At 38.9% G+C, this 10928-nt stretch carries 10 protein-coding genes; 2 read left to right on the forward strand and 8 right to left on the reverse strand.

Translation table 11 applies throughout. From position 1 onward, the window contains the following. Positions 1-705: 705 nt before the first annotated feature. The 7 genes from K1X82_13220 to K1X82_13250 form a co-directional block, all read right to left on the reverse strand. The gene (locus K1X82_13220) at positions 706-1374 is read right to left on the reverse strand and encodes a response regulator transcription factor (GenBank protein MBX7183067.1); all 669 of its coding nucleotides are present in this window, start codon (positions 1372-1374) and stop codon (positions 706-708) included. Between the two features lie 42 nt (positions 1375-1416). Then, positions 1417-2322, reverse strand: a complete 906-nt coding sequence (locus tag K1X82_13225; protein MBX7183068.1) for a ribonuclease Z — start codon at positions 2320-2322, stop codon at positions 1417-1419. Positions 2323-2326: 4 nt separating this feature from the next. Continuing rightward, on the reverse strand, positions 2327-3127 hold the full coding sequence (locus K1X82_13230) for a T9SS type A sorting domain-containing protein (GenBank protein ID MBX7183069.1): 801 nt from the start codon (positions 3125-3127) through the stop codon (positions 2327-2329). A 47-nt stretch (positions 3128-3174) separates the two neighbouring features. Then, positions 3175-3924 (reverse strand): T9SS type A sorting domain-containing protein, encoded by a 750-nt coding sequence (locus K1X82_13235; GenBank protein MBX7183070.1) that lies wholly within the window; start codon positions 3922-3924, stop codon positions 3175-3177. Between the two features lie 113 nt (positions 3925-4037). After that, entirely contained in the window at positions 4038-4847 is an 810-nt protein-coding gene (locus K1X82_13240; protein MBX7183071.1) for a T9SS type A sorting domain-containing protein, read from the reverse strand. A 45-nt stretch (positions 4848-4892) separates the two neighbouring features. Beyond that, positions 4893-5264 (reverse strand): STAS domain-containing protein, encoded by a 372-nt coding sequence (locus tag K1X82_13245; protein MBX7183072.1) that lies wholly within the window; start codon positions 5262-5264, stop codon positions 4893-4895. Positions 5265-5351: 87 nt separating this feature from the next. After that, complete coding sequence (locus tag K1X82_13250) at positions 5352-5831, reverse strand: hypothetical protein (protein MBX7183073.1); 480 nt, start codon at positions 5829-5831, stop codon at positions 5352-5354. Between the two features lie 46 nt (positions 5832-5877). Here K1X82_13250 and K1X82_13255 point away from each other — a divergent pair, with 46 nt between their 5' ends. Next, positions 5878-7044 (forward strand): 1-deoxy-D-xylulose-5-phosphate reductoisomerase, encoded by a 1167-nt coding sequence (locus tag K1X82_13255; GenBank protein MBX7183074.1) that lies wholly within the window; start codon positions 5878-5880, stop codon positions 7042-7044. Here the strand turns inward: K1X82_13255 and K1X82_13260 are convergent. Then, on the reverse strand, positions 7041-7526 hold the full coding sequence (locus K1X82_13260) for a dihydrofolate reductase (GenBank protein MBX7183075.1): 486 nt from the start codon (positions 7524-7526) through the stop codon (positions 7041-7043). The genes K1X82_13255 and K1X82_13260 overlap by 4 nt on opposite strands. Before the next feature lie 107 nt (positions 7527-7633). Here K1X82_13260 and K1X82_13265 point away from each other — a divergent pair. Continuing rightward, on the forward strand, positions 7634-10928 hold a 3295-nt coding region (locus K1X82_13265; protein MBX7183076.1), incomplete at its 3' end, for a PKD domain-containing protein.

The following is a 10928-nucleotide window of genomic DNA, read 5'->3' on the forward strand; positions in this document are numbered from 1 at the left end:
AATCGCTTGGTTTCAATTTAAACTTGATTAATAATTAGGTTTTGCTCCAAGTTTTATCCGGACAATTCATTTTTTTTAATTCTTAGTATGCGGGCCCCCTCCGCCCAACCCTATTTTTGCTAAACTAAAATCATCTTGCAAGGGCGTTCGGGTCACGCTATCGGCTGTAGTCCAAGCCCACTCCGCTAAACGCTGCGTTGGCTTGGAGCTACTTGCCTCTATTGTTGCCCGAGGTGCATTCTATTAAGTTAATTTCAAACCCAATTTGTTGCGGTATCTATTAGTTCACTGCAAGGTGGAGGATTTTCAAATATCCGAAAAATTTATTTTGGCTCGGTAAACCAGTGCAGTTAACCAAGGACTATAGAAATGCCTTCTAGTTAAGCAAAAGCGGTATTTTCGGCTAAGGTTAAGAAAAACAAAGCGGTAAGGAATTCATTCTATAGCACGAATAATTCTAGCAATAAACAAACAGCCAAAGGGCTTAAGTACTTTTATAATAAGAGAAAATGGTTGGGGTTTCGTCGGGTAGGGATTGAAACGGAAAGCCCACAGCCCCGAACCCTTTCGGGGCGAGGACTTGCAGTGTAAAGCCCGACCATTTGCCTTGCAAAATGGATGGAATAGGGGATAGTAATTTTGGCAAATGGGACCCGCCAAAAAATCAAAAAAAGAATTAGAAAAATAAATATGGAAAAAAATCGATTAAACTTCGGCCAACGGGGTAATGATTTTTTCTTTAAGCGCGTACATTACAATGTCGGCGGTATTTCCCAAGCCTAATTTCTGCATAATATTTTTGCGATGGGTATTAACCGTATGTTTGGAAAGAAAGAGTTTATCGGCAATTTCTTTGTTGGTCATACCTTCTGCGATGAGTCGAATAATTTCCATTTCGCGTTTGCTAATATCAACCGGTTCGCAACAACTGGCAACGTGGTCAAGATTGACTTCAGATGTTTGTTCGACCAATACTGCGTCAAGGATTTTACCACAGAAGAAATTTTTACCTTCGAATGTATTTGCTACTGCATCCAGAATTTCGTCTTTATCACAATCTTTAAGCACGTAGCTGCAGATTCCGGCTTCGATAGCGCGAAGAATATGTGGTTTAGAAATTTGGTTTGAAATAGCTAAAACTTTGATATTGGGATTGATAACTAGGGCTTTGGCAATATCTTCCGGTTTAAATTCCGGTTCTGTAAAATCGATAATCATTACATCAGCCAGTTTTAACTCTTTTGATTTTTTTAGGTCCTCGCTATTACCTGCTTCAGAAATAATATTCAGGTTTTTATTGGAGGAAAGTAATGCTTTCAGACCTTCACGGATGAGATAGCTGCTATCAGCAATAATTATTTTTATTTGTGCCATGTTCATACAACCAATGGTCAAAATTACAAAACGAATTGGAATTTAAAAATCTAAATTGAAGCCATCGTAGACAAGCATGGTATTTGGGAAATGATTTTTTGCTTCGGCAAGGAAGGGGGTAGTATCTTTATATCGGGACGAAAAGTGGCCGAGTAAAAGTGTTTGAGTTTCAATTAAGCTAGCCATTTGGGCGGCTTGATTCGCGGTTGAATGGAAGGTGGATTGGGCTCTTGATTCGAGTTCTTGGGTAAAAGTAGCTTCGTGGTAAAGAACTTTAACTTGATGGATATAATCGTTTAGTTTTGGATGAAAGGCCGTATCGGAGCAAAAGGCGTAACTGGAGGAAGGTTTTGGTGGAGTGGTCAAAAGGGCATTTGGAATCGTATGACCTTGTGAATTAATCCAATCCGATCCTGCTTTAATCGCCATCATATCTTCAACCGGAATATGGTGAATTTCTATAGCTTCTCTTCTCAAATTTCTAAGTTTTGGTTTTTCTTGGAAAAGGAAACCATTGCATTGGATTTTATGAAGGAGAGGGAAGGAGAAAATTTCTAAGAAGGAATTTTCCCAAATAAGTTGTTTTGAATCGGTAGAATGGAAATGGTAATTGATTTGGAATTGCAAATGAGTATCGGAATGATTGAAAATGATGGAGAGTATTTCATCCAAACCTTTTGGGCAAAAGAGGTGAAGGGGTTCTGTTCTACCTCCCAGGTGCATACTTGAAATTAATCCGGGAAGTCCTAGCCAGTGATCACCATGAAGATGGCTAATAAAAATATGATTAATTTTTAGAAGCGGTATTTTTTTTCGGAGAAGTGAAATTTGAGTTGATTCACCACAATCAATTAAAAACAACCGCCCAGAAACTTCGAGTAACTGGGCGGTTGGATTTCTGGTTAAGGTTGGTGTTGCACTTCCACTACCCAGAATAAGGATATTCATGCTATTAGCGTTTAACTTGCATTTTTTGAGTGAAGTTTTTGCTTCCGTTAGATAGGCTAAAGAAGTAAATACCTTCTTTTAGGCTACTTCCATCAAATTCAACTTGGTTAACACCTGCTTTAGATTGGATGGATTGAGAATAAACTTCTTTACCAAGCATATCAAAAACTTTTAGGTTAACTTTTTCAACACCTGGGGTGCTGAAAGCGATGGTGGTTGAACCTGAGAAAGGGTTTGGCATGTTTTGGATTACAGAAAAAGCATTTGCATTCAGGTCTTCGATTCCTGTAGAAATATCCATGGTATAGGATTTGTCGAAAAGTTGAGGTAATGCCGGAACAGGGATTTCAGTAAAAGGAGTAGAAATGGTTCCAGGGAAGGAGAAGTCGCCAAGTCCGGTTAAGGTAGCATTACCAGCCGTAGAGGAGGTAATTTGTACAGTGAAAGAACCGCCTTCAGTTGGAGCACCGTTTAAAGTCAAGGTTCCTGAAGATCCGGCAGCATATTCTCCGGTTGCAACATCAAAAGTTCCGGTAACACCAGCAGGTAATCCGGCAACAGTTAGGGTAGTTGCGGTAATGTTAGCAGGCAAAGTAGAAGGAATTGGTAAACCAGGGATAGCAGGAAGACCAAATGCTGCAGTGCTAATGGTAGCGGTGGAAGGAACAGTAAAATTAATAGTTTGGTTGTAAGTGGTACCAACTGCTCCACCAGGAATGGTTGCTGGAGTGTAGATGTCAATAGCTTGAGCGAAGCTAGCAAGGCTAGAGGCTACAATAGCGATAGATAAAACTAATTTTTTCATTTAATTAAGAGTAAAAGTTTATTGATTGTTATTGGGTTAGTTGATTACTATTTTTGGATAGACATTTTTCCGGTAGTGGTTATTTGTCCGTTGTTTAAAGAGTAGAAATAAGTTCCGTTAGCTAAATTAGAATTTGCGAATACAACAGAATTTAATCCTTGGGATGCATTGATAGTTTCTGAATAAACGGTTTGCCCCATCATGTTACGCACTTCAAAAGCAATTTTAGTAGCTACCGGAGAAGCAAAATGAATAGTTGTAGATTCAGAGAAAGGGTTAGGGCTATTTTGAATGACAGAGAATTTGTTTAATTGGATAATATCATCGATTCCAACTGAAGCTGCGTCAAATTTATAATACAAGCTTTGAGGAATTGTAAGAGCTGTTCCAAAGGCGATACCTTTAACTTTCAGGTTAATTTGTACTTCGATGATTCCTGCACCCGGTGTAGTGTTAAGGAAGGTAACACAGCCATTGGTTCCGCCTGCCCATTTGCAATCAGGGGTATTGCAATTGTATTGAATTCCTGCAGGGAAATTAGCTAGGCTTTCAATCCAGATACTGTCAATGGTAGCTGACAAGCCACTAATGGTTGTATCAGATGGAAGTTTAAATTGAACAACATCAGGGAACATGGAAGTGGTTGAACCTGAGATGGTATCCATTGGAGATCCACCGGCAGCATTAGCTGGCCTTGGAAAGGCAAGAGCACCATTCGTATTGCCATCCGGAATACACTGGGAATAAGCTTGATTAAGAGCTACAATCGAAAAAATGCTAAGTACAAGTTTTTTCATCAAGTTGGTTTTTAGGATTAGTTGGTACAAAAATAATAAAAATGCTTAGAATGAGTAGCATAAAACAAAAAAGCCCCGAAAATTCGAGGCTTTTTTGATAATGGGAGAAAATATTATTGAATAGAAACTTTTTCAGTAATAGTTTTTTCGCCGGAAGTAAGGTTGATGAAATAGATACCAGCTTGTAAGTTGTCTTTGTTAAGTTGGTAGTTATTTACACCTGATTTACCATCGATGCTGGCAGTTCTTACAACTTTACCGGTAATGTCGGTTACGTTTAAAGAAACTTTACCGGCATTTTTCATAGAGAAACTAACTTGAGCGGTAGTTGAAAATGGATTTGGGTAAACAACCAAATTCAAATCTGCTGTGTTTAAAGTTTCAATTCCGGTTGAAGCGTTTAATTTATAACCTGCATATTTGATATAGTCACCGGTTCCGATTGGAGCAGGAAGAGCTGAATACCATTGTTCTTGACCGGCAATGTTTAACAACAAGTCAACTTTAAGAGTTAGGTCATAAGTAGCTGAATTAGCTAAGCTAGCACCTGGAACGGTAACAGTAGCACAACCAACAACAGGAGTTAGGTTTGGGAAAGTACCTGCATTTTCCCAAGTATCGTCAGCTTGGTCGGTAGTAACAACAGTTCCTGCTGGAGCGCCATCCATACCGATGTATTTAATTTTGATAATTTTTACAGACAAACCGGAAGCAGTTGTGTCGGTAATTGTTTTTAGATTAAAAACTGCTGAGTAATCCGTGTTAAGTTGGTAAGCATACTGAGGATCGTTGTTGAAAGTTGCAGTATCAGGAAGCAATTTACCGCCGGCAACTGAAACAAACAAGTTTGGATCAGGAGTGCATTGTGCGCTAGCTAATAATGCTGAAGATACAGCTAAAATGGAAAGTAAACCTTTTTTCATTTTTTTGTTTTTAGGTGATTATTGATTGATTTAGTAATTACAAAATTAAGCATTATCCAGACCACGTTCAACTTCTTCCATGGCAAGCAAGTCATGAGCTTCTTCAACGGTTGGAACGATATTAAGGATAGTATCAAGTTGAGAAATGGAAATTAATTTAGCCACAGAGCGTTGCAATCCTGATAGTACAAAGCTACCATTAGCATTTTTACAAAGTCGGTTAGCAACAAGAATTGCACTAAGTCCGGAGGAGTCGCAGTACCGGGTTTCACTCATATCAAGTATGATGTTTTTAAAACCTTCGGCATTAATAACCACAAGCTCTGCTTTCAGAGATGGGGATACATGACTATCTAGCTTTTCAGCCTTCAAAGAAATAATGGCGTATTTCTCTTTCTTGTCAGTAGTAAAATTCATTTCGTATCGGAAATATTTGCAAAGTTAACAATAAATTCGTTTCAACTGGATTTGCATTTTTTTCTTGGAGGGTTTGATAAGTCAAAATTAATTGGTTTCAGGTTCGGTTTTCAAATTTTGTAAAAAAAACTTTCCAACTTGAAGAAATATAAGAATCAAAAGGACTAATTTCAGTCCTTCGGCTGCTACCGTATAAAAGTGGATATTTGATGGTGGAAGGGGAATGCCTTGAAAATAAAGGGATGAACGATGGGCTAAAATGGGCATAAAAAGAAATGATTCTGCCACACATAAGGCAAAAACTAAGAAAGGGTAAACCATTCTCCACCATTCTTTCCCTATTCTTGAACTTAGAAAAAGCATTAAAACACAAAAGAGTAGTTCTGCTTTTTGGAAGAATTCAAAAATTGTCCTGGTCATTACAAACATAAGCCCTTTATGTTCGGGCAATAATTCCGGGGTTTTAGGTCTCAGAGTAGCTTCCATAGAAACTGCTACTATCATTCCAAACCAACAAGCAGTTAGGAACAGCAATGCAAGTGCATACTTTTTATTAGTTTTATCCATTTTGGCAAAATTAGCGGAATACTCCTTTTCTTTGCACGATAATTTTATTGTGGAGAAAAGAAATATAGCCATTTTAGGTTCAACCGGTTCAATTGGTACTCAGGCTTTGGATGTGGTAGCTGCCAATCCGGAAAAATTTCAGGTTGAACTATTAACTGCAGGTTCCAATGCAGAATTATTGGTAAAACAAGCCTTGACGTTTAAGCCAAATGTAGTGGTAATTGCCGATAAATCAAAGTATAACTGGGTTCAAGACCAATTGTGGAGTCAAGGAATTAAAGTTTACACCGGTATTGAAAGTATAGAGCAAGCCATTGCCGCTGAAGATATAGATATCGTTTTAACAGCTATGGTAGGATATGCCGGACTAAAGCCTACCATTGCAGCCATAAATTCAGGTAAGACAATTGCATTAGCCAATAAAGAGACCTTGGTAGTTGCAGGTGAGTTAATAACTAAATTGGCTCAATCAAAAGCAGTTAATATTTATCCGGTTGATTCTGAGCATTCTGCCATTTTTCAATGTTTGGTTGGAGAATTTCATAATCCTATTGAAAAGATAATTCTGACAGCTTCAGGAGGCCCATTTCGGGGAAGGAAGCGATCAGAATTAAACGAAATTAAGAAGGAACAGGCCTTAAAACATCCGAATTGGACCATGGGAGCCAAAATAACCATCGATTCTGCAACCTTAATGAATAAGGGATTAGAAGTAATCGAAGCTAAATGGCTTTTTCATTTAAAACCTGAACAAATTGAAGTCGTTGTTCATCCACAAAGTATTATTCATAGCTTGGTTCAGTTTCAGGATGGTTCAATGAAGGCACAATTGGGATTGCCTGACATGAAATTACCAATTCAATATGCGTTGGCATTTCCTTCCCGGATATCAAATGATTTTCCAAGATTTAATTTTATGAACTATCCTACTTTGACCTTTGAAAAACCTGATTTGGATACCTTTCATTGTCTGTCATTAGCTTTTCATGCCTTGGAATTAGGTGGAAATGCTCCTTGTGTTATAAATGCTGCCAACGAAATTGCAGTGGAGGCATTTTTGAAAGATCAAATTGGATTCTTGGAAATACCTGAAATTATAGAACATTGCCTGTCAAAATCTGCCTTGATAACCCATCCAAGTTTAGAAGATTTGATTGCTTCTGATGAATGGACAAGAAAAATGGCCTTGGAAAGAATAGGTTCAATGGTTTAGATTTTTTCCAAAGTAATAAATTCCATATCAAAAGGATTTTTTTCATCCTTCAGCCTGATTTCTTTCTGCGTTTCTTTCCATTGTGATGGAACTATTTCCGGAAAGTAAGTATCTCCGGTTATTTCGACATGAACTTTGGTTAAGTATATTTTTGATGCTATTCCTATGGATTGGGCATAAATCTCCCCTCCACCAATAATTTTAGGCTCTGATTGTGGTGGACATAACTGAATTGCTTCCGAAAGAGATGTTGCCATAAAAACACCCTCGAATTTCTGGTCTTTGTTTCTGGAAATAACAATATTGCTTCGGTTGGGTAAGGGCCTTCCAATGGATTCAAAGGTTTTTCTACCCATAATGATTGGATGCCCGGTGGTAAGCTCTTTAAAACGTTTCAAATCGGCAGGTAAATGCCATAACAATTGGTTGTCTTTGCCAATGGCACCATTTATTGAGGTTGCAACTACAAGGCTAATTTCCATTAGAATTTTTTTGCCAAAGGTAGCAGGGGAATAAATAAAAAGGGCGAAAATCCAAGAAGCTTATTAATATTGTAGTTTGTTTAATTTAGAATAATCTGTTTTAATTCATGAAACAAGGCTATCATTCTTATTTACAGCTATTTATATTCTTTCTTTTAATAGGTTTTTCATCCTTGGTTTATTCGGTTAATCCTTCCAATGGACCTCGTTTTATTCAAAACAAAGGCCAATGGGAAAAGGAGACTTTTTTTAGACTGAACCTACACCAAGGTGAACTTTTTTATCAAACCTCTTCTGTTTTGATAAATCTTCATGAAAGTCCAATGGAAGAAGTTGATTTGGCAAATGGATTGCATCACCACTCATACCGTCAATCTATCAAAGGTCATGCTTATCGCATGCGTTTAATGAATGCCAACTTGGTTATTCCCGCAGGAATGGAAGAGTTACCAGGTTTCCATAACTACTTAAAAGGAAAGGATACTCAAAAATGGACAAGTAGGGTACCAGCATTTGCACAAATAACCTATGAAAATATCTACCCTGGTATTACCTGGAAATTTAAAGGAACAGAAAGTCAGCTTAAATATGACTTTGAACTGGAAGCCGGGGCTAATCCGGAGTTAATCCAAATAAATTACGAAGGGGTAGAAAACTTAAAAATCAAAAGTGGTAAACTAATTATTCAAACTTCTATTGGCAAGGTTACCGAACTTGAACCAATTGCTTACCAAATGGTGGATGGGAAAAGACAACAAGTAGCTTGTGAGTTTTTGCTAAAGGGACAAACAGTGAGTTTTATTTTTCCAAAGGGTTATCGAAATGATTTGCCTTTGGTTATCGACCCAACTCTTGTTTTTGCAACCATGACAGGTGCCGCAGATGATAATTTTGGATTTACTGCAACGTATGATAATGCCGGTAATTTTTACGGAGGTGGCATTGTGTTTGGCGTTAACTATCCGTACACTACAGGTGCATACCAAACAACCTTCGGAGGGGAAGTTGATATGTCCATAACCAAGTTTAGTCCCAATGCAACCTCCTTTGTATATTCAACTTTAATTGGAGGGAATTCCTGCGATCAGCCAAGTAGCTTGGATATAAATTCACAAGGTCAATTGGTGATTCTTGGAAGTTCTTCTTCAACGGATTTTCCAACAACAGCCGGATGTTTTGATAATTCCTTTAATGGCGGTGTGGCTGTTAATTTTCCAAGCAATGGAACCAATTTTACAAATGGTTCAGATATTGTCGTATCAGTTCTAAATCCAAATGGTACAGCCCTTGTCGGATCTACTTATTTCGGCGGAAGTGGTAATGATGGAATTAACAGCGCAACGGCCCTTAATTATAATTATGGAGATCAGTTTAGGGGGGAGGTTGTTGTAGATGCAAATGATAATATTTACATAGCTTCCAGCACCCAATCTGTTAACTTTCCTGTTTCTGCAGGAGCCTATCAAACTAGTCTTTCCGGCACTCAGGATGGGGTTATTGCTAAATTTAACAGTACTCTTACGAATCGAATTTGGGGTACCTATTTAGGCGGAACAGGAACAGAAGGTGCTTATTCCTTGAAATTGGATGCGAATAATGCACCAATTGTTTGCGGTGGAACCTCCAGTACCAATTTTCCAACCACTTCAGGTGTGATTCACTCCACAGCCATGGGGGGAACAGCAGATGGGTGGATCAGTCATCTTAATGCCAATGGAACTGCCTTATTGGGGTCAAGTTACCTTGGTACCAATTTTTATGACCAAGCTTATTGTGTTGGAATAGATTTGACAGGCGATGTATATGTTACCGGGCAAACCTTAGGAAATTATCCAACTACTCCGGGAGCTTTTGCCTCTGCCAATGGGCAGCAGTTTATTCTTAAATTAAATTCAGGTTTTTCAACAACCATTGCCGCTGCAAAATTCGGAACAGGAGGAACACAAATCAATATTTCTCCAACAGCTTTTTTAGTAGATGTTTGTGAACGTGTTTATGTTGCGGGTTGGGGTGGACAAGTAAATGGGATAGCCACTGCAGGTGGAACCACAACCGGATTGCCTGTTACTGCTAATGCAATTCAATCAACCACCGATGGAAGTGACTTTTACTTTTTTGTTTTAGAAAACAATTTCGCTACTCAATTATTTGGAAGTTTTTATGGTGGAAATGGAACACCGGAACATGTCGATGGCGGAACAAGTCGATTTGATCCTTCAGGGGTGATGTATGAAGCAGTTTGTGCCAGTTGTGGAAGTGCTAACGGCTTTCCGACAACCCCAGGTGTTATTGGCCCTGCAAATGGAGATCCGGCGGGTTGTAATTTTGGTGGAATTAAAATTAGCTTTGAAATTACAGATGTCAATATTTCTCTTTCTGCAAGCCCCAGTTCTTCCGGATGCGCTCCATTTAATGTCAATTTCTCTTCCAATTCTAACGGGGCTGATTTGTATAATTGGGATTTCGGAGATGGTTCTTTCTCTACCTCTCCTAGTCCAAGCCATACCTTTACCAATCCGGGAACTTACACAGTAACTATTATTGGTACAGATACCAATGCCTGCCCTGGCGTTATTATTAGAGATACAGCCTATCTTTCTATAATTGTCACCTCTGGAACTGTATCAGCCGGACTTGATCAAACAGTTTGTAATGGTAGCTGTGTTACCCTAAATGCTTCCGGTGCTACAACCTATTCCTGGAGTCCCGCAGCAGGACTTACCGGAGCTAATACCGCAACTCCGAATGCCTGTCCTGTTGTAACTACTTCGTATGTTGTTACCGGAACTTCCAACGGTTGTGCAGGAACGGATACAGTTACTGTGTTTGTAACAACTCCGCCCAATGTAACAGCAGGGAACGATACTACTATTTGTTCAGGAGGAACCGCTCAACTTTTTGCTAGTGGCGGTTTGGCCTATTCCTGGAGCCCAACTAACGGACTTTCCAACCCCAACAGTTCTAATCCAACAGCTAGTCCTTCTGCAACAACTGTTTATACTGTTACTGTTACCGCTCCTTCGGGTAACATTGTTGTCAATGGAGATTTTTCCTTGGGAAATTCCGGATTCTCAAGTGGATATGTAAATAGTAACAATTTGGTTCCTGCCGGAAACTATGAAGTTACAACCAATGCCGCAAATAACCATCCTAATTTTGTTGGGGTAGATCATACCACAGGTTCGGGTCAGTTCATGGCCGTTAATGGTTCCGGAACTCCTAATACAGATGTTTGGTGTCAAACGGTTAATGTTACGCCCAATACAACCTATGCGTTTAGCACTTGGGTTTCTACTTTAGCCCCTGGAAATCCTGCTGCCCTCCAATTTGGTATCAATGGTACTCAATTAGGTTCTGTGTTTAATGCTCCTTCTACAACCGGAACATGGAGCCAATTTTTTC

The organism is Bacteroidia bacterium (assembly GCA_019695265.1).
In the GTDB taxonomy this organism is placed as follows: domain Bacteria; phylum Bacteroidota; class Bacteroidia; order JAIBAJ01; family JAIBAJ01; genus JAIBAJ01.

Excerpts from the sequence above, each read along its gene's own strand:
- K1X82_13220 (MBX7183067.1), bottom strand. The coding sequence starts at position 1,374 with ATGGCACAAATAAAAATAATTATTGCTGATAGCAGCTATCTCATCCGT.
- K1X82_13225 (MBX7183068.1), bottom strand. The coding sequence starts at position 2,322 with ATGAATATCCTTATTCTGGGTAGTGGAAGTGCAACACCAACCTTAACC.
- K1X82_13230 (MBX7183069.1), bottom strand. The coding sequence starts at position 3,127 with ATGAAAAAATTAGTTTTATCTATCGCTATTGTAGCCTCTAGCCTTGCT.
- K1X82_13235 (MBX7183070.1), bottom strand. The coding sequence starts at position 3,924 with ATGAAAAAACTTGTACTTAGCATTTTTTCGATTGTAGCTCTTAATCAA.
- K1X82_13240 (MBX7183071.1), bottom strand. The coding sequence starts at position 4,847 with ATGAAAAAAGGTTTACTTTCCATTTTAGCTGTATCTTCAGCATTATTA.
- K1X82_13245 (MBX7183072.1), bottom strand. The coding sequence starts at position 5,264 with ATGAATTTTACTACTGACAAGAAAGAGAAATACGCCATTATTTCTTTG.
- K1X82_13250 (MBX7183073.1), bottom strand. The coding sequence starts at position 5,831 with ATGGATAAAACTAATAAAAAGTATGCACTTGCATTGCTGTTCCTAACT.
- K1X82_13260 (MBX7183075.1), bottom strand. The coding sequence starts at position 7,526 with ATGGAAATTAGCCTTGTAGTTGCAACCTCAATAAATGGTGCCATTGGC.